Genomic DNA, 25,598 nt, shown 5'->3' on the forward strand with positions numbered 1-25,598 from the left:
TTTGATGTATGTACTAGAAAAATGTTATTAAGAAAAATCAAACGCTTCAGAAATGAAACATTCTTTTTTTGTTATCTATCCAATCTCTTTTATGAGATGCTGAAATGAATCCAGCACTTTGGGTAGAATTTAGCACCTTCTTTAAAATTCTGAATTGAGTTCAGAACAACAAAGGGTTGCTAAGGTTTCAAAGGGTCTAATCCCTCCACCTTTCTTGATAACATTTCAATAAGTTATTGAACTTTGTGAGTACAAATATTGCAACAGAAAAATTTAGTATCCAAATAAAAAGGTCTTTTTTTTATTATTTATATAGATTTCGTAAAGTTTATAGGCTTCAATTCATCATTCTTTAAAATCAATCCATTTTATCTTCTAAAATTAGTTTATTGATGATGCTATCATAAAAAATTATACATAAAATTGATTCAAATAATAATTTAAACTGTAACTTTGCCAAATAATTAAGAGGAAAATTTGAACTGATTGCAACCTCTTTGTGCTGAATTTATTTCAGCATCTTTCTGAAAAATTCGGTTAGGCTTTTAAAAGATCCTAATACGAGTTCAGGATTAAAAAAAAGCTAAAACAGTATATTTCCATACTTCTTTTAGCTATTTCGCAATCTTTTTTTAATCCTCAAAAAACTAAAAACAAGATAGTTATGTCATATTTATTTACTTCAGAAAGTGTTTCTGAAGGACACCCAGATAAAGTTGCGGATCAGATTTCTGATGCTTTAATTGATAATTTTTTAGCTTTTGATAAAAACAGTAAAGTTGCTTGTGAAACGCTGGTAACTACTGGTCAAGTTATTTTGGCTGGTGAAGTAAAATCGGATACTTATTTAGATGTTCAGCAAATTGCAAGAGAAGTCATCAATAAAATTGGCTACACAAAAAGCGAATATATGTTTGATGGAAATTCTTGTGGAATTTTATCTGCAATTCACGAACAATCTCCAGATATTAACCAAGGAGTTGATAAATCTAATCCTGAAGAACAAGGTGCAGGAGATCAAGGAATGATGTTTGGGTATGCAACTGATGAGACTGAAAACTACATGCCTTTGGCATTGGAATTGTCTCACAGATTGTTAATTGAATTGGCGCTTTTAAGAAGAGAAAACAACGAAATTGATTATTTAAGACCAGATGCAAAAAGCCAGGTAACTATTGAATACTCAGACGATAACGTTCCTCAAGGAATTGATGCGATTGTAATTTCTACACAACACGATGATTTTGTAAAACCGTCATCAAACAGTAAAGAAGATAAAAAAATTGCAGAAGATAAAATGTTGGCAAAAATTAATGCTGATATAAAATCGATCTTAATTCCTAGAGTTATTGCTAAATTACCTGAAAATCTTCAAAAATTATTTACAGATAACATTACGTATCATATAAACCCAACAGGTGTTTTTGTAATTGGTGGTCCTCATGGAGATACTGGTTTAACTGGTCGTAAAATTATTGTTGATACGTATGGTGGAAAAGGTGCTCATGGAGGAGGCGCATTTTCTGGAAAAGACCCAAGTAAAGTAGATAGATCTGGAGCGTATGCAACAAGACATATAGCTAAAAATTTAGTAGCTGCTGGTTTGTGTAAAGAAGTTTTAGTACAAGTTTCGTATGCAATTGGTGTTGCTAAACCAACAAGTATAAATGTAGAAACTTATGGAACAGCAACCATCAACAAAACTGATGGAGAAATTAGCAAAATAGTAGAAACTATTTTTGATATGCGTCCTTATTTTATCGAAAAAAGATTAAAATTAAGAACTCCTATTTATGCTGAAACTGCTGCTTATGGACACATGGGAAGAACTCCAGAAGTAAAAACGGTAACTTTTTCAAATCCTATGGGAGAAACTGTTTCTGAAGAAGTAGAAACTTTTACTTGGGAAAAATTAGATTATGTTGATACTATAAAAGAAGCTTTCAAATTGTAAATAAGCATTTTTTTTAAAACGATAGTAGAACCTTCAAAAAAAATAATTTTGAAGGTTTTTTTTGTACCATTAATTGCATCTCTTTAACATTTATTTAAGAATCCCTTATTTATTGTTTACGTAATTTGGGAACTAATTCAAATCAAATTTAATTATGACAAAAAAAATATTTTCGCGACTACTTTTAGTTGCATTTGTTTTTGGGTTTTCAGCCAATGCTGAAGCGCAATTTTGGAAGAAAAAAAAGAAAGAAGAACCAAAAAAAGTAGCTCCAAAACCAAAATCAAAAGACGGTATTGAACCTTACAGCAAGGTAGTTACAAAAGACCACACAACTGATGAAGGTTTATTTAAAGTTCATCAAAAAGCAGACACTTATTTATTTGAAATACCAGATTCTCTTTTAAGAAGAGAAATGTTAATGGTAACAAGAATCGCTAAAACCGCTAGTAATATTGGTTTTGGTGGTGGAAAAACCAACACACAAGTTTTACGTTGGGAAAAGAAACATAAACAAATTTTATTAAGAATTGTATCTCATGATGTAGTTGCAGATACTCTTTTACCAGTGCATGAAGCTGTGGTAAACTCTAATTTAGAGCCGATTTTATTTGCATTTCCTATAAAAGCATATAGTAAAGATTCTACAGCAACTGTAATTGATGCTACAGAACTATTTTCTTCGGATGTAAAGCCTTTAGGTTTTCCTGATTTTTATAGACGTGCATATCAAGCAACAAGAATGGATAAAGATCGCTCTTACATTGATAGAGTAAGCAGTTATCCTGAAAACATTGAAATTAGACACGTAAAAACATATTTTGCAAACAGAGCTCCTTCAAATAGTGCAGTAGGTTCTATTACTTTAGAAATGAGTAACTCTATGGTTTTATTACCTAAAGTACCTATGAAACGTAGATATTTTGATGAAAGAGTTGGTTGGTTTGCAAGAGGCCAAACTGATTATGGTTTAGCAGATCAAAGAAGTAAAACTGTTCGTTATTTAGATAGATGGCGTTTAGAAGTTAAGGATGAAGACATCGAAAAATTTAAAAGAGGTGAACTAGTTGAGCCTAAAAAACAAATTGTTTATTATGTAGATAGAGCAACTCCAAAAGAATGGGTTCCTTACATTAAACAAGGTATTAATGACTGGCAAGTAGCTTTTGAAGCAGCAGGTTTTAAAAATGCTATTATTGCTAAAGATCCTCCATCTAAAGAAGAAGATCCAGATTGGTCTCCAGAAGATGTACGTTATTCTGTAGTAAGATATTTAGCTTCTCCTATTCCAAATGCAAATGGTCCTCACGTAAGTGACCCTAGATCTGGAGAAATCTTAGAATCAGATATTAACTGGTACCATAATGTAATGACTTTATTACACAACTGGTTTTTTATCCAAACAGCAGCTATCAACCCAGATGCAAGAGGAAACAACTTTAAGACTGAAGTTATGGGACGTTTAATACAATTTGTATCTTCTCATGAAGTTGGTCATACTTTAGGTTTACCTCATAACATGGGTAGTTCTGTAGCATATCCAGTAGACTCTTTACGTTCTAAATCTTTTACAGATAAATATAGTACTGCTCCTTCAATTATGGATTATGCTCGTTTTAACTACGTAGCACAACCAGAAGATAAAGGTGTTGCTTTAATGCCAAATATTGGTGTGTATGATAAGTATTCAATTTCTTGGGGATATAGACCAATCTTAGACAAAGATGCTAAAGAAGAAAAAGCAACTTTAGATGCTTGGATTATGAAACATGCTGGAGACCCAATGTATCGTTTTGGACGTCAGCAAAGAGGTGTAATCGATCCAAGTTCTCAAACTGAGGATTTAGGTGATGATGCTATGAAAGCTTCTATGTATGGTATTAAAAACTTACAAAGAATTTTACCAAATTTAGAAAAGTGGACTTCTGAAAAAGGAGAAAATTATGATGAATTAGGTACAATGTATGGTCAATTATTAGGGCAATTTAATAGATATATGGGTCATGTTGCAGGTAATATTGGTGGTATTTACGAATATTATAAAACATCAGATCAAGAAGGAGCTGTTTATACACATGTACCAAAAGAGCATCAAAGAGAAGCTGTAATGTTTTTAAATGAGCAACTTTTTGAAACGCCAACTTGGATGTTAGATAAAAACATTTTTGGTAAAATTGAATTTACAGGGGCTGTTGAGAGAATTAGAAGTATGCAAGTTCGTATCATGAATGCTGCCTTAAGTGTAGACAGAATGGGTAGAATGATTGAAAACGAAACTTTAAATGGTGATGATGCCTACAATGTTATAACCTTATTTTCTGATTTACGCAAAGGAGTTTGGTCTGAATTGTACAATGGAAAATCTATTGATACCTATAGAAGAAACTTACAGAAAGCTCATATAGAACGTTTAGGATTTTTACTAAACGATGCTGATGATGCTAGAGGACGTGGAGAATTAGGTTCTGTAAATGCAAACCAATCTGACATTAAATCGATTGCAAGAGGCGAATTGAAACGTTTACAACGTGATGCAAAATCTGCTTCATCAAGAGGAAACACTTTAAGACGTTACCACTTACAAGATGTTGTAGATAGAATTGACATGATTTTAGAGCCTAAATAAATCTAGATATTATTACAAATTATTTTAAAACCACACCCAAAAGGTGTGGTTTTTGCTTTAAAAGAATTAAATTGTTATATGATGAAAAAAAAATATTTACTTTATTTAACTTTCTTCTTTTTGAGTATCAATATTTTTTCACAAAATAAAGAGATTGTTTTTCAAATTTTAGATGAAAAAGAAAAAAAACCAATTTCTTATGCAACAATTATTCTACAAGAATTAAAAAGAGGAACTCATGCAGATTTAGATGGTTTTTTTAAAATTCCTGAAAAATATTTAGAAACTATATCTATCAAAATTTCTGCTATAGGGTATACTACAAAAGAACTGAAACTTTCAGATTTCAAAAAAAATGCAATCAATAAAATATTTTTAAAACCTTTTGTAGATAATCTTACTGAAATACTGATTGTTTCATCAAAAAAGAAAGTGAATTTAAGTGCAAAGTCGATTGTTAAAAAGTCGATTGAAAATATTCTAGAAAACTATCCTATAAAACCACATTCTTACATCGGCTATTACAGGGATTATCAGCAACCAACAAACACTAAATATCAAAAAACAAGAAAACTTGGTACGAATCCTAAATACATCAATTTGAATGAAGGAATTGTTGAGTCTTTTGACCAAGGATTTCAAACGAACAAGTTAATGCACGAAAAAAACCAAACAACACTTTATAAATTTAAAGTTAATGAAGATTTTTTAATAGACTCTTTATTAAAAATTCCATACGACAATAAAGCTAATAAATTTTTAAAAGATTTTTCTATAACGCCATTTGGAGGAAATGAGTTAAACATTTTAAATATTACGAATGCTATAAGAAATCACGATACACAATCATTTTCGTTTGTAGATGTTTTAGATAAAAATTTTGTTGAAAATCATACTTTTTATATGCAAAGCACAAAAAACATGAATGGAATTTCGCTTTATGAAATTTCGTTTAAATCTCAAAAAGAGAAAACAAGTTTTGATTATAGTGCAAATGGTAAAATATTTATAGCTAAAAACGATTTCTCTATTTACAAAATAGACTATACTATATTTTATAAAAATGATAAAAAACCACAATATTCTGTCCTTTTAGAATATTTACCAAAAGGCGATAAAATGTTTTTAAACTACATGATGTTTAATAATCTCTTTACTATTAAAAGTACAGATTATTTAAAATTAGAAGGTGTAAGCTATATCAATAAACAAAACGTTTTTAATTTATTTTTTAATAAACCAATATTAGAAAGTTCTTTAAAACCAATTTCTAGAAATATTAAAGTGTATTATAAAAATAAAAGATTAAAAATTAAGAGTTTTCGTTTAGGAAAAGGATCACAAAAAAGAATTCTTTTAAATATAGATAGGAGGCAATTAATAAAAATGGGGATTTTAAATAACAATATAACTGAAAAAGAACTTAATGAAAACTTAAGGTTTGAATTGAAAAATATTAAAGCTCTAAATGGCATGATTGTAAATGATCCTACAACTTTTGAGTTTTATCAATATAGAGAATTTTTTGTACAAGAAGTTTTTGAAAATAAAAATTTACCAATAGATGGCAACTTTATAGATAAAATTTTACCAATTTCAAAAGCAACAGAAAATCCCATGAATTTTAAAAACGAATACTGGCTAAATTCACCCTTAAAAAACGCCTACAAAATTGAGTAACATTTTCAAAATTACATAAAATTATTCTCAACAATTTGTTGCCAAATCACTTTAAAAAGTAGCCTATATTTGCAGCATATTATTTTTTATGAATCACACACTATTATCTTCACCTCTTCAAGGATTTACAGATTATAAATTTAGAAATGCATTTCATCATTTTTTTGGTGGTATAGATACTTTTTATGCGCCTTATATTCGATTGAATGGGAAATTGGTGATTAAAAATTCCTATCAAAAAGATATTCTACCAGAAAATAACAGCACATTAACTGTAATTCCGCAAATAATTACCAATGATGTTGATGAGTTTTTATTCGTTGCTAAATATGTTAGAGAACTAGGCTATAAAGAATTAAACTGGAATTTAGGCTGTCCATATCCAATGGTTACCAAACAAGGAATGGGTTCTGGATTGATTAGCGATGCCGAAAAAATAAACAGTATTCTGCATAAAATTCACAATGAATCTGATATTCTTGTTTCCATGAAAATGAGAATGGGTTATGAAACACCCGAAGAAATTTTAGATGTTTTACCCATTTTAGATACCTATCCTTTAAAAAATATTGCTATTCATGCAAGAATAGGAAAACAATTGTACAAAGGAGGAACTGATTTGGAAGCTTTTCAGAAATGTTTGGATAACAGCAAACACAAAATGTATTATAATGGAGATATTACCTCTGTTGCTGCCTTTAAAAAATTACAAAAACGATTTACAACCATAGATCATTGGATGATTGGCAGAGGCTTAATTGCAGATCCTTTTTTACCAAGTATGATAAAAAATGACACCACTGAGTATCCAAAAAATAGATTTGATATTTTTCAAGAATTTCACGAACGTATTTACACTGAATATGATGCAGCACTTTCTGGGCCAACGCCTATAAAAATGAAAATGCTTGGCTTTTGGGAATACTTTTCTAAAAGTTTTACAAATCCGCAGAAAACCTATAAGAAAATTAAAAAAGCACAGAATCCTAAAAAATATGCAATTGCTGTTGAAGAGATTTTAAAGGAAGCTAAGAATGGGTAAAATGTTTGGTTTGATATTAAAATCGAAAAATAGTAACTTCGTGATCAGTTGATATAAATATTAAAACGATATTATATCATTTAAGTTAGTACCAATTAAATTAGATCAAAAATTATCCTTCAATATTTGAATTTATTCAGATTTCTTATTAAAAATTATTTTCTTTTTTGAGTCATCTAATGAAAGTACATATAAATCATCTGACTTTATACAATCTAAAACCTTTTTATACAAATATGTTTTAGATTCATCAGTAATATTTGATGAGCCCATAGAACCAGTTTTAGGATGTACAAACATTAAATATAAATCCTCATTTTTTAGTATTAAAAGGAAATAACAACGAAATCCTCCACTACCTTTTAATCGTTTCTTTATGTATGGATTTTCAGAGTGACCATTTAATCTGGTTTCAGAAGATAAGTCTTTTATTGTCTTATCAAAAAAATAACTTATAATTTCTTTTTGTAACGACTTATATGAATTTTTAGAAATTAATTTTTCAAATTCAACTTTAAAATCTTCTAAACAATATATTACCATTAAACCAGTGAAAGTTCTTTAGTTATTTCTTTAAAACCAGGCATTTCTGGAAGAAAAAACAAAGCCGACTCTAAATCAGAGGAGACTTCTTTTAACTCATCAATAGAATTTTTGAAGTCTTTAACTTCTTGTTTTGCAATCCCTTTACTTCGTATAAAATTCATTGAAACGTATTGACGAATAAGAGAGGAATGCAAATCTCTTGCTGAAGAAATTAGATCATTCGATAATTTTAAACATTCATCATTCAAATTATCAAACCAAGTTAGTTTTTCAATTCTATGGTTTATATCATAAATCTTTAAAGTCTTTTCTTTTAAAAAAGATTTAAAATCAATAATTGCATCTAAAAATTGATTTACGTTTTCCTCATTTAAAAAAGGACTTTTCTTTTCTTCAAATGAAAAATCTCTAACACTTGAAAAAGTATTTTTAATTTCCGACTTATAAGATAAACATTCCATTTTTTTATTTTTTGTAAAGTAAATATACGAGTTTTGGACAAATATATATAACTATTGAAAACAACATATATAAAAAACAGCTAATTTTGTGCCAAATTTAATTTGTATCGCTTTTTTAATAACGTTGTTTTAGTTAGAAAAATTTATATTTACACGATACTTTTTTATAAAAAAAATAACAAAACCTTAAATCCTACCTCAACTTAAACTCCATAAAAACAGGCAAATGGTCTGAAGCTTCCCCAAAGTCATTTAATACTTTTCCTGAAATATATTCGATAGAATTTTTAGTGTAAAAAATATAATCGATTCTTTTATAAGGTGCTTTCGAATCGAATGTGTTTTCAATTTTACCAGCATTAAAAGCAGCATTGCCAACATTTTTCATGGCAAACATTTTTTGAATTATTGCTGATGGGTCGTTGGCTTCTGAATTAAAATCACCCAATAAAATGGTTGGGTATTGATCTTTATATTGATTAAAAAATTTGATAACTTCCTCAAATTGTTTCACTCTTGTTGGTTTATCAAAAGCTTCTAAATGAACATTAATCACCATAATTTCTTGATTATTTAAAACCACTTTTACAACTTGTGCTAATCGTTCTAAATAAAAAGCATTTCTGTAAAAAGGAGCATCTGCAACTCTTTGCAAGACAATTCTTTGTTGCTCTTTTATAGGATATTTACTAATAATAGATTGCCCAGAAACTACTTTGCCAAAGTGCATGGAAATTGGCCAATAAGGAAATGGCACATAGTGTTCATCCCAATTGATACTTCTTGCTCTGTAAGGAAAACCCAAGTTGGCAATTTGTTCTTCTTGATTTATATGATAACTCCTATTTGCATCATAATCTATTTCTTGAAACGCAATTATAGTGGGATTTACTTTTGCAGTTTCGTCCAACACTTTTTGCAAATTTTCATCAAATAATTCTTTAGGTTTTGCAATAGGTCTGTTATTGGTCATGCCACTTAAATAGCCAATATTATAGGTTACAATGCTAAAAATTGAATCGTTTTTAGGTTGATTTTGAACATCAATCTTACTTAAAGAAATATATTCAGAATCGTTTAAAGTTGGTGACGAAGCCCAAAAATAAAAGGCAACAAAAACAAGGATCAACAAAAAAAGAACTCTAAAAATTAGTTTTAAGAAACGTTTCATTCGATTTCTGGTGTATTTTCTGGTGGAGTATCATTCTTAAAATCCGTAAGAACTTTACTGATTGAAGCATCAATTTTTGCTTGACTTGTGTCATACTTTGGTGATAAGTTACTCTTATCAGGAAATTGCTCAATAGTAACTGTAGTTGATGGAAATGCAAATTCTACACCCAATTCTGCAGCTAATTTAATAATAGCCATATGCAACCTATGTTTTGAGGTTTGCTCTGTACTCCAAGCCAAACTCTTAAAATATACATTCACCATGATTAACAAAGCTGAGTCTCCAAAACCTGAAAACTCCACATTATAAGAATCTGAACGCGTTTCTGGATGCTCAATAACAATTTGTCTTACCCCATTTACAAAGGCTTCAATTAATGCTGGAGGCGTGTCATAACGTACACCTAAATTAGTATTGTAACGTCTAAACAAGCGCAAACCTTTGTTATTCACCACCATTTCCGACAATTTACTATTTGGAATTTGATAAATAGAAGTATCTGCAGCTCTAACTCTGGTAGATCTAAAACCCACTTTTTCTACAGTCCCTACAACTTCACCAGCTTCAATCCAATCATCTATATGAAAAGGCTTGTCCATAAAAATCATAATGGTTCCAATCAAGTTTTTTACAGTATCTTGAGATGCCAAAGCAACAGCTAAACCTCCAATAGTTGCACCAGCAATAAGGGTTGTTGTATCTACACCAAACAATCTTAACACATTAAAAAAACCAACCACAAGCACAAGTCCTGTTAAAAAGTTATGCAAAATTGGTACTAATTGGTCATCTAACCTTCCATGAGTTTTCTCAGTAAATTCACCATAAATTTGCATTATAACTTTTACCAATTTCAAGAAAACGTAAATCCAAAAGATAGTTCTTGCAATATTAATGGCGAGAAAAACCCATGCATTTACTTCCAACGAAAATTGTAAAGACGGAAAAATAAGATCTACAAACCCTAAAGCAACTAATAAACTTATTGGGTGTGCCAATTTTTTAAGCACTATTTTAACTTCAAAATTAAGGTTTGTTTTTGTTATTTGATGTTGTACTCTTTGCAAAACCCAAAAGGCAATTTTTTTAGTTAACGCAAAAATTAACAGAGCAATTCCAAATACCAATAATAAAGCTACAAGCTGCCAAAGCTCAATTCCAAGAATTTTTTTATGACCATAAACAGGAATACTGTCTTGCAATTCTTCTACATACCAAGGAAAAACGTTGCTGTAAATTGCATCGATTTTTGCGACTGTTTCACTAGAATAATACCAGTTACTATTAATTTTTTCTAAATAAATATCTGGCATTCTATCAGGAAACAAAATGTACCTTGCGTATGCTGTATATCCTGTAGAATCTACATATTTAGGATTCGTTGTTATCTTCTTTAAATCTACATATAAACCTTTTCCATCTAAAATTTTCTTGATTTTAATTGCCTTTCTTACAGCAATATTTTCTTCTAAACCGTAAATTGTTTTAGCTGCTTTTTTAGGTTGATAAGAGTCTTGCTGTAAAAAATATAAGTGCGTTGTTAAAGTTGCATTTGGGTTGCTTAAATCTACTTTTACACTATCTAAAGATTGTATTTGTGCTAAAGTTATTAGAGGAAAAAATAATAAAAGCCAGAGTTTTCTTTTCATAGTAGCTGTTGTTAAAGTGAGGTTAAAAACAATACAAATTTAAACCTTTTCTGTTTTCTGATGTCAAAGATGCACAAATAAAAAACAATTCATAAATTTTATAAAATGAAAAAAATAATAACAGTATTGATTTTAACGCTTGCATTCTCAATTACTACACAAGCTCAAAAAAAAGGTGGTAAAAACCCAGTTGATAAAATGTTGAAAAAAATGACAACAGATTTGAGCTTAACAGAAAGTCAACAAAAAGAAATTAAACCTCTTTTAATTGCACAAATGGAAGACAGAAAAATGATGAAGCAAAAAAGAGAGGAATTACAAAATTCTGGTGAAAAACCAACAAAAGCTGAGCGCACAAAAATGAAAGAAGAGAGAGAAACCAAAGAAGCTGCTATGAATACTAAAATGTCGCAAATTTTAGATAAAGAGCAATTCGAAAAGTTTCAACAAATGGTAGCAGAAAGAAAAGAGAATGCGCAAGGAAAGAAAAAGAAAAAAGATAATAAGTAAAAAAATAGTTTTTTAATTTTGGTTGATTAGAAAATTTTAAAAACTCGAATCTATAAATTGATTCGAGTTTTTTTTGATTAGAAAATTAATGTTAAAACAATGTTAATCAATTATTTAAATTAAACCTTTTTACTTTTTTAAGGTCAAAGAAGAGAACATTATTAACAATTTAAAATTTTATAACATGAAAAAATTAGCAAGTATTTTAGTTTTAGTATTCGCATTTACAATAACAACTCAAGCTCAAAAAAAGGGCAAAAGAGATCAAAACAATCCAAAATTTACTATTGAACAACGTACTGAATTAGCTGTTAAAAAAATGACGTTGGCTTTAGATTTAACAGAAAAACAACAAAGTCAAATCACTCCTTTCATAAAGGCACAAGCAACAGCAAGAAAAGCTGCCATGGAAAAAAGAAAGCAATATAGAGATGAAGAGAAAAAACCTTCTGCAGACGAAATATATGCTATGAAAAGCAATCAATTAGATAATAGAATTGCTTTTAAAAATAACATGAAAGATATTTTAAACAAAGAGCAATTTGAAAAGTTTGAGAAAATGGCAAAAAACCGCGCTCAAAAAGGGAGAGAAATGATGAAAAAAGGCCTTAAAAAAAGAAGAATGGCTGAAGATAAAAGATAATAAAAAAATTAGTTTGGTTGATTAGTTTTAAATAAAACCCGGTTTTTGAATTGAAATCGGGTTTTTGATGTTTGACGTATTTTGCGTTAGGGATTGAAATGGCATCCTTTTTTTATTAAGAATGAAATTGATATGTAAACATTGAGATTGCCACAAAAAGTAAAAACTTTGTTTGCAATGACAGTAAAATAAAAAAAGATATAATGGAAAGCCCGTTAAAACGCCCAAAAAATAAAATTCCTATTCTTTAAACCAACTTGAATATTTTACATAATTATTGGCAATTCTATCAATCTCGCCAGAAATTAATTCTTGGGATATATCTTTTACTTTTTTAGCAGGAACTCCAGCATAAATACTACCACTTTCTACTCTCGTATTTTTAGTAACTACAGCTCCTGCAGCAATAATGGAATTTGATTCTACAACACAATCGTCCATAATAATGGAACCCATTCCTACCAAAACATTATCATGAATTGTGCAACCATGTACAATTGCATTGTGGCCAATGGAAACATTATTGCCAATGGTTGTTGGCGATTTTTGATATGTTGCATGGATTACTGCTCCATCTTGAATGTTTACTTTGTTGCCGATTTTTATAAAATGGACATCGCCTCTAATTACTGCATTGTACCAAATTGAACATTCTTTTCCTAGTGAAACTTCGCCAAGGATTGTTGCGTTTTCTGCCACAAAACAGTCTTCTGGAATTTGTGGATATTTGTTATTTACTGATTTTATGATGGGCATAGTTTAGTCTTTAAAGATGTTTTTCAAATTTACCAAAGCAATATTTATTATCAAAAATATTAGTTATTGCTTTTACTAATAATTTTGCTTTTTTTCTTTTTTTTATAGGAATGAATACTTGATGTACTCCAGAATTTCCTTTATCATAAGTAAGCTGAATAAAAATACATACTTCACTTCCTAAAAAAAAGTCATTTGAATCAATACTTTCATATTTATTATTCCCCTTAGATAAATACAATACTTTGAGTAAATTTCTTTCTTTTAAAATTGCTAAAACTTTCGCATTTTTTAATTCATTCGTTTTGATATCTCCACATTGTTGTTCTGTGAAGTCTTCAACATCATAAAATAATGGATATATTCCAATAGAAAATGCCTTATTTGGTATTATTAAACTAATTTGTAATGATTCTTTATCATCCATTAACTCTCTTAAAACCTCATTTCGTGAAATTATATTTTGAGAATATAAATTTGATATAGAAAAGATTAATAAAAATACAATTTTCTTCATACAATTTCCAGTCAGTTTTCTCTTCCCTTTGGGAAGAATAAGATGGGCATTTTTTACTTAAAATAACTTAACAAATTACTCTTTTGCGAAGCAGAAACCAAAATTTCTTTTCCACTAGAAACAATTACACTTCCTCCTTTTCCTTTTTTGTATTTTACAATTTCGTTTACGTTTACTAAATACGATTTATGGATTCTTGCAAACGTATGTTCTTTTAAAGCTTCTTCAAAATACTTTAAGGTTTTACTAACTAATTTTTTGGTATTCGCTAAATGAATTTCGGTATAATTATCATCTGCTTTGCAAAAAATTATATCGTTAATATCTAAAACTTCAAACCCATCTTGTTGTGGAATGGTAATTTTTCCTTTAGCAGCATTGGTTTTTGGTGTTAATATTTGATGCTGCAATTCGTTCTCCTTTTCTTTGATTTGCGTTACAATATTTACGGCTTTTATCAACTCATCTATAGAAATTGGTTTTAGTAAATAATAACTTGCGTGGTTGTTTAACGCTTCAATGGCATAATGATCGTAAGCTGTTACAAAAACGGTTTCGAACGTTCTGTTTTCTACTTTTTCTAACAAATCGAAAGCGTTGCCAAAAGGCATTTCTACATCTAAAAAAACCAAATCTAATTCGTGTTTTTGAATCAGTTTGTAGGCTTCGTCAATATTGCTTGCTTCCCCCAACAATTGGACAGTTGGGCAGTATTTTTCGATATAATTACGCAGAATTTCTCTGCTTAATTGTTCGTCTTCTACTAATATGGCTTTTAATTTCATGGATTATTTTTTGACACGGATTTCACGGAATTTCACAGATTTATGTGGATAAAATTACACAGAGATTCACAGAGTTTTTTCACAGAGATCCTCGGAGATTTTTTACAAGAATTTCACTGATTTTCACAGATTTTTGTGGTTTTAATTACACAGAGACTTACAGAGTTTTTTCATGGAGATTCACAGAGTTTTTTTGACAAGGATTTCACGGATATCTCAGATTATAATTGTTAAACCAAATTTAGATTCTGATAAATTACATTTTTTTCTCTTTTCTCTTTTCTCTTCTCTTTTTTCTATCATCTTTATTCTTATATCTTGTCTCCTGTTTCCCTTTAATCTTGTCTCTTTTATTTACTGAAAACTGAAACTGAAAACTGTCTACTTCTTTTTTAATAGCAACTCAACCTTTGTTCCTTCTCCATTTTTATCAACATCTACAATGTTTACAGAAATGCGTTCTTTATACATATCATTTAAAATTGAGATCCTATTTTTTATAGTGCTCATTCCTTTTGATTTTTGTTTTAACTGATTTTTTGTCTTTAATTCCTGCGATTTTTTACGTCCAATTCCATCATCCATAATTACAATGGAAATAGTTTCGTTGTCTTTTATATTGATAGAAATTTCTAAATTTCCTTTTGTTGTTCTGTATCGTAAACCATGCCAAATAGCATTTTCAATATAAGGTTGCAACAACATTGGCGGAATTGAAAACTGTTCTAAATCAATATTTTTATCGATGTTTATTTGATAATCGAACTTATCTTTAAAACGATTATGTTCTAATTTTACATACAATTCTAACAACTCAATTTCTTTGATTAAAGGAATAAAATCTTCATCAGAATTTTCTAAAACAGCACGCATTAATGCCGAAAATTCACTTAAATATCTATTTGCATTTCTTTCGTCATTTACAGCAATAAAACTATTTACAGAGTTTAACGCATTAAAAATAAAATGCGGATTCATTTGAGAACGCATCGATTTTAAAGCCAATAAATTATTGGCTAATTTTTGTTGTTTATTGGTTCTCACCATAAAATACAACACCAGAATCATCAGTAAAAAACCACCACATAATGCATAGATTAGTATCCGTTGTTTTTCGTTGCTTTCTTCAGATAATTTTTGATCTACATAAGCCAAATTAATTTTACTTTGGGTTAATTCTTTGTCTTTCTCTAAACTTGCAATTCGGTTTTGATTGTCGGCAATTTTTTTAGCAAAACGTTCTGCTTGCTGAATTTCTTGTTGTTTTCTAACATATAAAGAATCTACCAAAGAAACATATTCTTTGTAATTTTTTAAAGCTTTTTCATTCTCACCAAGATTTGTAAAAGCTTCCGAAATTTTTCTGGTCGCATCTTTTTCAACTACAATATCGTTCTTTTCTTTGGCATCATTTTTACTCTTTTCTAAAAACGGAATTGCATTCTCATAATCTTCTTTTTGTAAATACGCACGTCCTATTTTATAATTTATTTTTTGTGAAGTGATGGAATCCTCAACTACAGTTCCTGAAATTGCATTTTTATTTTTCGCTTTTTCTAAACTCTTTTTTCGTAGTTTAATTTCATCATCAAAACGCCTGTTATTATTATAAAAATCAGCAACTTTTTCTTCTTCTTTTAAAGCTCTTTCAGGATTTTCTTTGGCAGCAAGATTCATAGAATTGATAAATGAATTTTCTGCTTTGCTAGTATTTCCTTGAGCTGCATATACATCTCCAATTTTGGAACTGATATCTATAATTTTAGAAGTTATGGAGTTTACTTCAGCAATTTGTAACGCTTTTTGATAATTACTATTCGCTTCTTTAAATTTTTTAGTGGCAAAATTAAGATCCCCTAAAGCTTCAAAAACTTGAATTTCTTCAAAATTACTTAATTCTTCTTTTTTTAATTCTTGATATGTTTTTGCACTTTCATCATAGTCTTTTGCTAAAAACTGTGCTTTTGCTAACGATATTTTGGTAGTTACTTCCTCTTTAATTTGAATCGACAATTTGTAGTTATTTATTGCCAAATCGTATTGTTTCCAAAATAGATAAATATCACCTAAAAGATAATAAGTAGTTGCATTTCTTTTTTTATTTTGATTATTTTCTAACGCTTTTTCTATAAACAACAGACTTTTTTCGATATCTTTTTTCTGATAAAACTTAGCAGAATCTATATGTTGTAAGTAAAAATCATTTTGAGCAGATTTGCTTCTCGATTTTAGAAATGAGTTGCTTTTATCAACATAATCTTCCACAATAATTTTAATGTCTTCACTTGATGTTAATCGATGATACACCGTTTCAAAATCTGGATGAGAAACCCTGATTTCATCGCCAACTTTAGCTTTAATAATGTATCTTCCTACAACATCTGGAAATGTATAAAATTTTCCATTAGCATCAATTTGAACATTTTTTACAATCTTATTTTTGTTTTCATCAACAATCGTAATTCGCACAGAAAATTCAACACCTCTTTGAGTTATAATGTTTTCTTGCGCAAAAACACTTGAAAAACTCAAGCATAAAAAAAGAATGAATATGTATATTTTTTGTTTCACTACTATTTTTTGTTTTCTTTACTTCTAAATAAATTTCCAATCCATCTAAATACATTTGGAGTTTTATGAACTGAAACATAACCAACTGTAATAACTTCACCTAATTGAGATGGATCTTCCAACATTTCTATAACCAAAGGCTTTTTAATTTTTAAAACATCAACTTCTTGTGTTTTAAACCCTAGATAAGAAAAAACTAATATAACCGACTTTTGCTTTGTATTTGGTATTTTGATTGAAAAATTTCCATCAAAATCTGTTTCTGTACCAATATTTGTATTTTTCAGAACGATAGAAACTCCTGGTAAATTGCCATAATTATCTTTTACAGTTCCTTTAAGGTTGATAAATTTCTCTACACTATCTTTCTTAATAATAAATTTTCCTTTAACATGATTTCTTACTTCTATAGCATCTTTTTTAGCTTGTGCAAAAACAGGTTCTGAAACCGAAATTGCAGTAACTAAAGCTACACTTGCTGCAATCTTTGTAAAATTATTATCCTCATTTGTTTTAATTTCTTTGTGTAGTTGACTTGTTTTAAAACGACCACAAACACCTTCTTTGCCCAACACTTTTTTTGTGATAGCAGCAATTGATAAATTTGTAAAATCAATTACTTCTTTATTACAACTTTTACAAAATCTTCCTTTTTCAGTAGCTGTCATTTTATTCCAGTTTTCGTGACAAGGTTTGGGAATAGTTAGTTGATATTTCATATTTAAAGCTTTAAATTCATTGTAAACATACACAGAAATCAACAACCAAAAAAACAGCAAAACTCAATAATAGCTTATAAAAAACCTGAATTATGGCTCTTTACTAATTACCTACTATCGTTTACGCATTCAAAATACCATTTCACTCATTCTAGTTTTTTCAAGAAAAAAGTTGATGTTAAGTTTGAACGAATTTAACATTAAAAATAAATACGATGAAACACTTAAAACTTATTTTCTTTCTACTTTTTACAACCGCAATTTTAGCACAATCAACTACCCAAAAACCTTTTATAGAAGTTACAGGAACTGCCGAAATTGAAATTGTACCTAATGAGATTTATTTAGACATCAGCATCAAAGAACGCACAGAAAAAGGAAAAAAACTAACGCTTGACTTTTTAGAAAACCAATTGAAAACAGTGTTAAAATCAATTGGTATTCCAGAAACAAACCTTTCAATTTCTGATGTAAATGCAGTGTTAGCAAAAACAGGTTGGTGGACTGAAGAAATATTTTCTGTGGCAAATTACAGCTTAAAGGTAAATGGAGCAGGTAAATTGAAACAGCTTTTTGAAAACTTTAAAAAGTTAGAAATTTCTGATGTACATATTGTAAAAGCTACACATTCTGACCTTATCAACATTAAAAAGAAAAACAGAATTAAAGCCATAAAAGTTGCCAAAGAAAAAGCAGATTATTTGCTAAATGCCATTGGCGAACAAACAGGAAAACCAATAATCATCAATGAATTAGCGAATAATAATCAAGATTTTACAAACGTAAATTACTTAAACAATCGCTCTAATTTTTCTAAAATAGAAGTTACAGGATATGGTGTTAAAAATAAAACTGTAGAATTTAAAATGATAAAAATTACCTCATCCATTTATGTGAAATTTGAGATAAAATAAATGGTAGCTTTTTGGATTATTAAGCTTTTGGTAATTAAGTTAAATTGGAAATAAACAAATAAAAGATTGCTTCGTTCCTCGCAAAGACATTATCCTAATTCCTCTCAAAAAAACTTGACAAAAGGTTTAAGAAATCTTTTAATTCAACACTAATTTTTGTCCGATAGAAATTGTATTGTCTTTAAGATTGTTCAGCTTTTTTAAAACAGGCACAGAAACACCAAATTTTCTACCAATGGAATATAAAGTATCTCCTTTTTCTACCTCGTAGAATTTTGGTTCGGTTTTTTGAATAACGGTTGGTTTTTCGAAAGATTCACCATCATTCAAAGCTAAAATTTCTTTTGAATACGCTTTTTTTGAAACCTTATCAAATTCGTATAATTTATAATCTTTGATAATTTTAATCAATTTTGCAGGATATTTTGGATCGGTTGCATACCCCGCTTTTTTTAAGCCATTTGCCCATCTTTTATAATCGCTCATTTTATAATCGAACAAAAAAGCATAACGTCTTCTTTGGGTTAAAAACAACGAATGATCGTTATAAGAAGTTTCTGGATATACGTATTTTCTAAAACATTCACCTTTTTCATCATCATCATGATAAACACGTTCGCCTGTCCAACCTGTGTGGCATTTTATCCCAAAATGATTGTTAGATTTTAACGCCAATTCGCTTCTACCTTTGCCAGATTCTAAAATTCCTTGTGCTAATGTAATACTTGCAGGAATTTTATATTCGTGCATTTCTTTGACTGCAATTGGTGCATATTTTCTAATATAATCAATTGTATAGGTGTTTAAACTAGGATTCCTTTTTACCAATTTCTTGGTTAGTTCCTTTTCGTTTACAGAAGGTAAATCAACTGGTTCTGGCTCTACAATTACAACTCCAGGGTTTTCTTTGTTTACAACTGTTTTTTTAGCTCCACAACTGGCTAAAAACAATATTGAACATAAAATAAAGATTCCTTTTAACTTCATGACACCTTAATTAATTCTTGATTATTAGCCCTTAACTTTCTGTTGATGCCATCAATTCCCTGCAAACCTCCTGTGTGAATTACCAGAATTTTAGAACCTTCAGCAAAAAAATCTTTTTTAACTAAATCTAGCACACCAAATACCATTTTACCTGTATAAATAGGATCTAACAAAACATCGGTTTTATCTTTAAAATCGTTTATAAAGCTGATTAATTCCTCAGTATATTTTGCATAACCACCAAAGTGATATTTTTTCTGCAAGCTCCAATTTTTTCTATTAATGGTATATTTTTTTATTTCTTCTGATAAAAAATTTCCTTTTAATGCAGGGAAACCAAGAACTTTTTGCTTTTTACTAATGGAATTTATCAACCCAGCAACTGTGCCTCCAGTTCCTAAACAAGAGCAAATAACATTAAATTTTTTATCTTCTTTGGTTAGAATTTCTTCACAACCTTTTACAGCCAAAAGATTTGTTCCTCCTTCAGGAATCAAATAAAAATCGCCCCATTTGTTTTTTAATTTCTCAATAAACCCAAAAGAAGTTTTTTGTCGATATTCTTCTCTAGAAACAAATTGAAACTTCATGCCATTATTGTGCGCTTCTCTTAACGTAGCATTTTCCTCTAATGTTTTTTCGAGTTTTTTGCCTAATTCTTCTCCTCTTATAATCCCAAAAGTTTTAAAACCCGAAATATTACCAGCAACTGCAGTAGCTACAATATGGTTAGAATACGCACCTCCAAAGGTTAATAAACTCTTCTTTTTTAATTTTTTGGCTTCTTTAAGGTTGTACTTTAGTTTTCTGAATTTATTACCAGAAACAAAAGGATGAATTAAATCTTCTCTTTTAATAAAGAGCTCAATCTTTTTATCCTCCAAAACAGGAAGATGAATTTGTTGATTCTCACTGGTAATCGAATCGTTAAAAAGAGTGTTATCTATCTTTACCAAAAAAATAAGTTTAACTGCAAAAATATAGAAAGTTTATGGGTTAATCAATTTTTAAACTTTTTAGAATCAGAAAAAAATAGTATTTGATTTTAAAAAAATAAAAGACGAACTTCGCTAAGAATCAATAAAATAAAACTTGTATGACAGCAACCGAACTTATCAGTAAAGTTTTTTTACCTATTTCTTTAGCTATAATTATGCTAGGAATGGGCATGACTTTAATTCCTGATGATTTTAAACGGATTTTTAAATACCCAAAAGCTATTTTTATTGGGTTGACGAATCAGCTTATTTTGCTACCAATTGTAGGTTTTTTATTAGCAATTGCTTTCGATTTAAATCCAATTATGGCAGTTGGTTTGATGATTTTAGCTTCTTGCCCTGGAGGCCCAACAAGTAATTTAATAACCCAAGTTTGCAAAGGAAACATTGCCTTATCTGTTACCTTAACTGCCTTTGCAAGTTTTATTAGTATTTTACTAATTCCCTTTATAATAAGTTACGCTTTGCATTATTTTGGCACAAATACAGCTGCAACTATAGCATTACCAATTCTTGATACTATTTTACAAATTATGGTGATTACTGTAATTCCGATTTCTGTTGGAATGCTAATTCGTAATTACAAAGCTAGTTTCGCAAAAAGAATGGAAAAACCAATGAGAACAGCGTCTACCGTAATTTTTATCTTGGTTTTTATGGCAGTTTTAGTCGCTAATAAAAACATGTTGGTTGCTGGAATGAAAGAAGCAGGTTTGGTTACTTTACTTTTAAATATAATTACAATGGCTTTGGGTTATTGTACTGCAAAACTTTTTAAGTTAGATATAAAAAGTAGCATTTCTATTATGATTGAAAGTGGCATTCAAAATGGAACATTGGCTTTAGTAATTGCAGCTTCTATTTTAAATAATGTAGAAATGGGAATTCCAATTGGTGTATATGCCATTTGGATGTTTATTACTGGCGGAATTTTAATGTGGTATTTTGGAAGGAAGAAATCTTAAATAAATAAATTATATTTACAGAGAAATAATCAATTTAAATTATGATGTCCAGTTTAATTTAAGGGATATACGTACTAAAAGTTGTTATATAACGAGTTGGCAACAAGCAAAAATGAGAACATTATGAGAAAAATAATTAAACCTTTATTATTGCTAACATCACTTTTGATAATATATTCTTGTAATCCTGAAATTGATATATTTGGAGGAAATGAACATTTCAAATTTTCTAGTTCAGATGAAATTTATTTGTTTAAAGATTATAATAAAGTCGGAGAAATAAGGCAGTTTATTAATGAAAATAATAGAATTGTTAATTTTGAAATTGAGAGATATAAAATTGAAAAAGAATCTTCTGGATTTCTTTCCCCAGCAAAGATGTATTATTATGATAATTTAGTAATAATTTTGAAACTGACTGAAATAAATTCAGAAGTCTGTAATAAAATCATCATTTCTATTTCAAAAAGCAAAGAAGGAAAATTAGGTAATAGTATTTCTATTCCATCATCTACTGAAAATTCTTGTGGTGGAATTAAATTTCAGTATAAAATCCCTGAACCAATTGAATACGAAATCAATGAAATGAAGATTGGAAATATTACATATGAAAGTGTTTTGACATTTGAAGGTAAAGGAGGTCTAATTAACTATTTATCATTTTTTGAAAAATCAGAAGTTAATAAAGTTTATTTTGACTTAAAAAAAGGAATTATTGGTTTTGATGATTCTGAAAGTAATACGAAATTTAGAATTATGAATTAAAGCCAGTTGCCAACACCGTATAAAAAAAATTGCTGGTTTTAGCTTACTTACGAAAATCCTCTCGGATTTTCTTGGTTCGTGTTTTATTTACTAACTTTATTGCTTAAAACACGCAACTTTTCTTATACAAAAACGTTGCCATTAATTTGAAATGAACGATAAAGAACTGAAATATTATCAACCTTATTCCATCGAGAAAGAATATAATTTTCGTGAAAAATTAAAAGATACTGATTCTTTTTACGACCAAATGCTAGGCGAATATGAGTATTTCTACAAAGACGAGGGAAATTACGGAAATAGAAGAAATTCAGATAAATTTACTGCAAAAGAATATTGTGAAAACGGATATATTTTAGACCAATTCCACAATTGGAGAAATTGGTTCAAAAACGGAAAAAACATATTTTCTTTTTCTCAAGAACTTTTACAAATGTTAAAAAAAACAGATGTAAAAGACTTAACATACAAATCGTTTAAATTGCCCTATGACAATTTTTATATTTCTTTAAAATCATTAGGAATAAAAATCACAGAAAACTCTGAAAAGATTATTGAGGGAGTTTATATTTCGATTGATAGACAAGCAATGGAAAATGAATACGAAGAAAAAGACCCTTTAATTTTTGACTATGCAATTAGCTTTAATTTTGTTGGCGACTTTTTAGAACATAAATTAATCGATTATGACAAAATTTGGGATGATAGCGGATATGGTGGAGCAGACTTCTGGAATTATGCATTTTATTTCAGAGAAAAGGAAAATATTATCACAATAGAAAATGGAATAGATGACGCAAAAAAAATGTTTAGATTTTCCTATTTTCCTGAAAATAAAGAGGAAATAGATGATTTACATTTAGACGCTTTTAATCGTCATATTAAGTTCATAGATAATACTTGTAAAGCGCTTGTTAATAGTTTATTATATCTATCGCTACCTAGTGAAAGTAAAGATATAATAGCAAAATATCCAAATGACTTACCCCATAATTTCAACAAAAAACTAACAATTTCAAAAAACGAAAAAGAGCAAAATAAAATCGGAAAAAAGATTAGCGAAACAGGTTTTTCTAAAATTCAATACGTTGGTCTTTCTTTTTCTAAAAACAACAAGAATAACACAAACAGCGGACTTGAATTATCGCCACATTGGAGAAGAGGTCATTGGAGAAATCAAGCATACGGATTAAAATTAAAGGAAAATAAACTGATTTGGATAAAACCAACGATTGTAAATAAAGATTTAGGAAAACCCGAAAAAGGACACGTTTACGAAATAAAAAACTAATGGCAACATCCGTATACAAGTAATAAAAAAACATCAAAAATCATTAATTTTATTGACTAAAGTTATGTGACTTTTAATGTTTTTACAGTATTAAAACTATCATATAAATAGCTTATTCTTTAAGAAAACTGCCCAACTTTACCTTCTACTTTTTCCCATTCTTCCATCAACGAATCTACTTTTGCTTTTTTCGCTTTGTATTTTTGAAAGAAATTTGGTCTTGCAGCAACTTCATCGTAGTTTTTTGCTAGTTCTAAATCTAATTTTTCGATTTCTTTTTCTAAATCAGCAATTTCAGTTTCTATATTAGAAAGCCTGTTGTTTAACTTTTTAAGTTCTTTTTCTTGATCTCTAGACAATTGATTCGCTTCACTTTTAGAAGTATCCTTATCTACCTTTACAACAGTTCTCTTTTCTGCTTCACGTAGATTTTCCATTTTATGTTCTTCCAAGAAATAATCGATATCACCTAAATATTCTTTGATTTCTTTGTCTTTAAAACCATACACAGAAGATGTTAAGCCTTGTAAAAACTCACGATCGTGAGAAACTACAATTAACGTTCCATTAAATTTACTTAATGCTTCTTTTAAAACCGTTTTAGAGGCAATATCTAAATGGTTTGTTGGCTCATCCATGATTAAAACGTTGAATGGCTGTAACAACAATTTACACAATGCCAACCTGTTTCTTTCTCCACCAGAAAGTACTTTTGCTTTTTTATCTACTGCATCACCACCAAAAAGGAAAGAACCCAACATGTCTCTAACACGCATTCTGTTACCATCTGTTGCAGCATCTTCCATAATTTCTAACACCGTTTTTTCTGGTGGTAAATATTCTGATTGATTCTGTGCAAAATAACCAACTTCTACATTGTGCCCAAGTTTTAAATAGCCTTCAAAAGGAATTTCACCAACCATCATTTTAGCTAAAGTCGATTTTCCTTGTCCATTTTGCCCAACAAAAGCAATTTTAGAGTTTCTTTCAATCAATAAATCTACTCCTTCTAAAACATGTTTATCACCATAACTTTTAGAAAGATTTTCTGCTTCCACAATAATTTTACCTGGCTCTTTAGAAATTGCAAAACGCACATTCATGGCTTGGTTATCATCTTGATCTACTTCAATCAACTCAACTTTATCAAGCTGTTTCATTAAAGATTGTGCCATAGATGCTTTACTTGCTTTGGCTTTAAATTTGTTAATTAAGTCTTGTTTTTGCTTTATCTCTTTCTCTTGATTTTTTTGTGCTTGTAATTGCTTTTCCTTAATTTCTCCTCTTAATAATAAGAATTGAGAATATGGTTTTTTATAATCATAAATCTGCCCAAGAGAAATTTCTATAGTTCTGTTGGTTACGTTATCTAGAAACATTTTATCGTGAGAAACCAATACAATTGCTCCAGAATAGTTCTTTAAAAAGTTCTCTAACCAAATTATAGATTCAATATCTAAATGGTTTGTTGGCTCATCTAACAGTAAAATATCATTATTTTGTAACAATAGTTTTGCCAATTCAATACGCATTCTCCAACCTCCAGAAAAAGTATCAGTAAGTTTGTCAAAATCTTCTCTTTGAAAACCTAAACCTTGTAAAATTTTCTCTGTATCACCTTGATAATTATAACCTCCTAAAAGTTCGTAACGTTCTTGTTTATCTGTTAAATCTTGAATTAACTCTGTATAAGAATCGCTTTCATAATCGGTTCTTGTGGTTAATTGCGTATTTATTTCTTCAAGTTGAAGTTCTAATTCTTTAATTTCTTCAAAAGCTTGATAGGCTTCTTCCAAAATGGTTCTTCCTTCCACAAAATCTATATCTTGTCTTAAAAAGCCCATTCGTATATCTTTATCAAAAGCCATGGTGCCTCCACTCGTTTCAATATCTTTTGATAACACTTTTAGTAGCGTAGATTTCCCTGCTCCATTTTTTCCAATCAATCCTATTCTATCGCCTTTATTTAATTTAAAAGTGATGCCAGAAAACAAGTCAGTTCCCATAAAGGAAACTGTTAAATTATGCACGTTTAACATGAAATG

General features: G+C 29.2%; 22 protein-coding genes and 1 riboswitch. Of the genes, 10 read left to right on the forward strand and 12 right to left on the reverse strand.

Going from position 1 to position 25,598, the window contains the following annotated elements; translation table 11 throughout:
* Positions 1 to 68: 68 nt before the first annotated feature.
* A riboswitch (SAM riboswitch) is annotated at positions 69 to 224 on the reverse strand.
* 440 nt (positions 225 to 664) lie between these two features.
* The 4 genes from metK (at position 665) to P161_RS0103335 (ending at position 7,302) form a co-directional block, all read left to right on the forward strand.
* Entirely contained in the window at positions 665 to 1,954 is a 1,290-nt protein-coding gene (gene metK, locus P161_RS0103320; protein ID WP_026775652.1) for a methionine adenosyltransferase, read from the forward strand.
* A 154-nt stretch (positions 1,955 to 2,108) separates the two neighbouring features.
* Complete coding sequence (locus tag P161_RS0103325; RefSeq protein ID WP_026775653.1) at positions 2,109 to 4,580, forward strand: zinc-dependent metalloprotease; 2,472 nt, start codon at positions 2,109 to 2,111, stop codon at positions 4,578 to 4,580.
* An 81-nt stretch (positions 4,581 to 4,661) separates the two neighbouring features.
* Positions 4,662 to 6,260 carry a carboxypeptidase-like regulatory domain-containing protein gene (locus P161_RS0103330; RefSeq protein WP_026775654.1) on the forward strand — a complete coding sequence of 533 codons (1,599 nt, stop codon included), beginning with the start codon at positions 4,662 to 4,664 and terminating at the stop codon, positions 6,258 to 6,260.
* An 88-nt stretch (positions 6,261 to 6,348) separates the two neighbouring features.
* Entirely contained in the window at positions 6,349 to 7,302 is a 954-nt protein-coding gene (locus tag P161_RS0103335; protein ID WP_026775655.1) for a tRNA-dihydrouridine synthase, read from the forward strand.
* Positions 7,303 to 7,434: 132 nt separating this feature from the next.
* On the opposite strand, the gene P161_RS0103340 is transcribed toward P161_RS0103335, so the two are convergent.
* The 4 genes from P161_RS0103340 to P161_RS17975 all read right to left on the reverse strand — a co-directional run bounded on the left by P161_RS0103340 (position 7,435) and on the right by P161_RS17975 (position 11,132).
* Positions 7,435 to 7,845: a hypothetical protein gene (locus P161_RS0103340; RefSeq protein ID WP_026775656.1), complete on the reverse strand. Its 411-nt coding sequence runs from the start codon at positions 7,843 to 7,845 to the stop codon at positions 7,435 to 7,437.
* On the reverse strand, positions 7,845 to 8,309 hold the full coding sequence (locus tag P161_RS0103345) for a hypothetical protein (RefSeq protein WP_026775657.1): 465 nt from the start codon (positions 8,307 to 8,309) through the stop codon (positions 7,845 to 7,847). The genes P161_RS0103340 and P161_RS0103345 overlap by 1 nt, the downstream gene beginning before the upstream one ends.
* Positions 8,310 to 8,502: 193 nt before the next feature.
* Positions 8,503 to 9,480: an endonuclease/exonuclease/phosphatase family protein gene (locus P161_RS0103350; protein ID WP_026775658.1), complete on the reverse strand. Its 978-nt coding sequence runs from the start codon at positions 9,478 to 9,480 to the stop codon at positions 8,503 to 8,505.
* Positions 9,477 to 11,132 carry a mechanosensitive ion channel family protein gene (locus tag P161_RS17975; RefSeq protein WP_051605651.1) on the reverse strand — a complete coding sequence of 552 codons (1,656 nt, stop codon included), beginning with the start codon at positions 11,130 to 11,132 and terminating at the stop codon, positions 9,477 to 9,479. The genes P161_RS0103350 and P161_RS17975 overlap by 4 nt, the downstream gene beginning before the upstream one ends.
* A 105-nt stretch (positions 11,133 to 11,237) precedes the next feature.
* Between P161_RS17975 and P161_RS0103360 the strand changes: the two genes are divergently transcribed.
* Together P161_RS0103360 and P161_RS0103365 are read left to right on the forward strand one after the other, a co-directional pair.
* Complete coding sequence (locus tag P161_RS0103360) at positions 11,238 to 11,642, forward strand: Spy/CpxP family protein refolding chaperone (RefSeq protein ID WP_026775659.1); 405 nt, start codon at positions 11,238 to 11,240, stop codon at positions 11,640 to 11,642.
* 184 nt (positions 11,643 to 11,826) lie between these two features.
* Positions 11,827 to 12,285: a hypothetical protein gene (locus P161_RS0103365; protein WP_026775660.1), complete on the forward strand. Its 459-nt coding sequence runs from the start codon at positions 11,827 to 11,829 to the stop codon at positions 12,283 to 12,285.
* A gap of 240 nt (positions 12,286 to 12,525) precedes the next feature.
* On the opposite strand, the gene P161_RS0103370 is transcribed toward P161_RS0103365, so the two are convergent.
* The 5 genes from P161_RS0103370 to P161_RS0103390 form a co-directional block, all read right to left on the reverse strand.
* The gene (locus P161_RS0103370) at positions 12,526 to 13,041 is read right to left on the reverse strand and encodes a gamma carbonic anhydrase family protein (protein ID WP_026775661.1); all 516 of its coding nucleotides are present in this window, start codon (positions 13,039 to 13,041) and stop codon (positions 12,526 to 12,528) included.
* A gap of 10 nt (positions 13,042 to 13,051) precedes the next feature.
* The gene (locus P161_RS0103375; protein WP_036841197.1) at positions 13,052 to 13,558 is read right to left on the reverse strand and encodes a hypothetical protein; all 507 of its coding nucleotides are present in this window, start codon (positions 13,556 to 13,558) and stop codon (positions 13,052 to 13,054) included.
* 53 nt (positions 13,559 to 13,611) lie between these two features.
* A complete protein-coding gene (locus tag P161_RS0103380) occupies positions 13,612 to 14,343 on the reverse strand; it encodes a LytTR family DNA-binding domain-containing protein (protein WP_026775663.1) in 732 nt (243 codons plus the stop codon).
* 381 nt (positions 14,344 to 14,724) lie between these two features.
* Positions 14,725 to 16,875, reverse strand: a complete 2,151-nt coding sequence (locus tag P161_RS0103385) for a histidine kinase (protein WP_231494696.1) — start codon at positions 16,873 to 16,875, stop codon at positions 14,725 to 14,727.
* 41 nt (positions 16,876 to 16,916) lie between these two features.
* Positions 16,917 to 17,633: a carboxypeptidase-like regulatory domain-containing protein gene (locus P161_RS0103390; protein ID WP_155810411.1), complete on the reverse strand. Its 717-nt coding sequence runs from the start codon at positions 17,631 to 17,633 to the stop codon at positions 16,917 to 16,919.
* Positions 17,634 to 17,848: 215 nt separating this feature from the next.
* On the opposite strand from P161_RS0103390, the gene P161_RS0103395 reads away from it, so the two are divergent.
* Complete coding sequence (locus P161_RS0103395; RefSeq protein WP_026775666.1) at positions 17,849 to 18,547, forward strand: SIMPL domain-containing protein; 699 nt, start codon at positions 17,849 to 17,851, stop codon at positions 18,545 to 18,547.
* Between the two features lie 138 nt (positions 18,548 to 18,685).
* On the opposite strand, the gene P161_RS0103400 is transcribed toward P161_RS0103395, so the two are convergent.
* Positions 18,686 to 19,534 (reverse strand): glucosaminidase domain-containing protein, encoded by an 849-nt coding sequence (locus tag P161_RS0103400; protein ID WP_026775667.1) that lies wholly within the window; start codon positions 19,532 to 19,534, stop codon positions 18,686 to 18,688.
* Positions 19,531 to 20,490, reverse strand: coding sequence for a 1-aminocyclopropane-1-carboxylate deaminase/D-cysteine desulfhydrase (locus tag P161_RS0103405; RefSeq protein WP_197026323.1), 960 nt, complete (start codon positions 20,488 to 20,490; stop codon positions 19,531 to 19,533). Before P161_RS0103405 ends, P161_RS0103400 begins: the two co-directional genes overlap by 4 nt.
* 140 nt (positions 20,491 to 20,630) lie before the next feature.
* Between P161_RS0103405 and P161_RS0103410 the strand changes: the two genes are divergently transcribed.
* The 3 genes from P161_RS0103410 to P161_RS0103420 all read left to right on the forward strand — a co-directional run bounded on the left by P161_RS0103410 (position 20,631) and on the right by P161_RS0103420 (position 23,553).
* Positions 20,631 to 21,497: a bile acid:sodium symporter family protein gene (locus P161_RS0103410; protein WP_026775669.1), complete on the forward strand. Its 867-nt coding sequence runs from the start codon at positions 20,631 to 20,633 to the stop codon at positions 21,495 to 21,497.
* 123 nt (positions 21,498 to 21,620) lie between these two features.
* Positions 21,621 to 22,262 carry a hypothetical protein gene (locus P161_RS0103415; protein ID WP_155810412.1) on the forward strand — a complete coding sequence of 214 codons (642 nt, stop codon included), beginning with the start codon at positions 21,621 to 21,623 and terminating at the stop codon, positions 22,260 to 22,262.
* Positions 22,263 to 22,413: 151 nt separating this feature from the next.
* A complete protein-coding gene (locus P161_RS0103420) occupies positions 22,414 to 23,553 on the forward strand; it encodes a hypothetical protein (protein ID WP_026775671.1) in 1,140 nt (379 codons plus the stop codon).
* A gap of 119 nt (positions 23,554 to 23,672) precedes the next feature.
* Here the strand turns inward: P161_RS0103420 and P161_RS0103425 are convergent, their stop codons facing one another.
* Complete coding sequence (locus tag P161_RS0103425) at positions 23,673 to 25,592, reverse strand: ABC-F family ATP-binding cassette domain-containing protein (RefSeq protein ID WP_026775672.1); 1,920 nt, start codon at positions 25,590 to 25,592, stop codon at positions 23,673 to 23,675.
* Between the last annotated feature and the right edge of the window lie 6 nt (positions 25,593 to 25,598).

Source organism: Polaribacter sp. Hel_I_88, assembly GCF_000687935.1.
In the GTDB taxonomy this organism is placed as follows: domain Bacteria; phylum Bacteroidota; class Bacteroidia; order Flavobacteriales; family Flavobacteriaceae; genus Polaribacter.

Coding starts and splice junctions, on each gene's coding strand:
- P161_RS0103330 (WP_026775654.1), top strand. CDS start 4,662: ATGAAAAAAAAATATTTACTTTATTTAACTTTCTTCTTTTTGAGTATC.
- P161_RS17975 (WP_051605651.1), bottom strand. CDS start 11,132: ATGAAAAGAAAACTCTGGCTTTTATTATTTTTTCCTCTAATAACTTTA.
- metK (WP_026775652.1), top strand. CDS start 665: ATGTCATATTTATTTACTTCAGAAAGTGTTTCTGAAGGACACCCAGAT.
- P161_RS0103350 (WP_026775658.1), bottom strand. CDS start 9,480: ATGAAACGTTTCTTAAAACTAATTTTTAGAGTTCTTTTTTTGTTGATC.
- P161_RS0103340 (WP_026775656.1), bottom strand. CDS start 7,845: ATGGTAATATATTGTTTAGAAGATTTTAAAGTTGAATTTGAAAAATTA.
- P161_RS0103410 (WP_026775669.1), top strand. CDS start 20,631: ATGACAGCAACCGAACTTATCAGTAAAGTTTTTTTACCTATTTCTTTA.
- P161_RS0103345 (WP_026775657.1), bottom strand. CDS start 8,309: ATGGAATGTTTATCTTATAAGTCGGAAATTAAAAATACTTTTTCAAGT.
- P161_RS0103420 (WP_026775671.1), top strand. CDS start 22,414: ATGAACGATAAAGAACTGAAATATTATCAACCTTATTCCATCGAGAAA.
- P161_RS0103390 (WP_155810411.1), bottom strand. CDS start 17,633: ATGAAATATCAACTAACTATTCCCAAACCTTGTCACGAAAACTGGAAT.
- P161_RS0103360 (WP_026775659.1), top strand. CDS start 11,238: ATGAAAAAAATAATAACAGTATTGATTTTAACGCTTGCATTCTCAATT.
- P161_RS0103415 (WP_155810412.1), top strand. CDS start 21,621: ATGAGAAAAATAATTAAACCTTTATTATTGCTAACATCACTTTTGATA.
- P161_RS0103380 (WP_026775663.1), bottom strand. CDS start 14,343: ATGAAATTAAAAGCCATATTAGTAGAAGACGAACAATTAAGCAGAGAA.
- P161_RS0103325 (WP_026775653.1), top strand. CDS start 2,109: ATGACAAAAAAAATATTTTCGCGACTACTTTTAGTTGCATTTGTTTTT.
- P161_RS0103335 (WP_026775655.1), top strand. CDS start 6,349: ATGAATCACACACTATTATCTTCACCTCTTCAAGGATTTACAGATTAT.
- P161_RS0103425 (WP_026775672.1), bottom strand. CDS start 25,592: ATGTTAAACGTGCATAATTTAACAGTTTCCTTTATGGGAACTGACTTG.
- P161_RS0103370 (WP_026775661.1), bottom strand. CDS start 13,041: ATGCCCATCATAAAATCAGTAAATAACAAATATCCACAAATTCCAGAA.
- P161_RS0103395 (WP_026775666.1), top strand. CDS start 17,849: ATGAAACACTTAAAACTTATTTTCTTTCTACTTTTTACAACCGCAATT.
- P161_RS0103375 (WP_036841197.1), bottom strand. CDS start 13,558: ATGAAGAAAATTGTATTTTTATTAATCTTTTCTATATCAAATTTATAT.
- P161_RS0103400 (WP_026775667.1), bottom strand. CDS start 19,534: ATGAAGTTAAAAGGAATCTTTATTTTATGTTCAATATTGTTTTTAGCC.
- P161_RS0103365 (WP_026775660.1), top strand. CDS start 11,827: ATGAAAAAATTAGCAAGTATTTTAGTTTTAGTATTCGCATTTACAATA.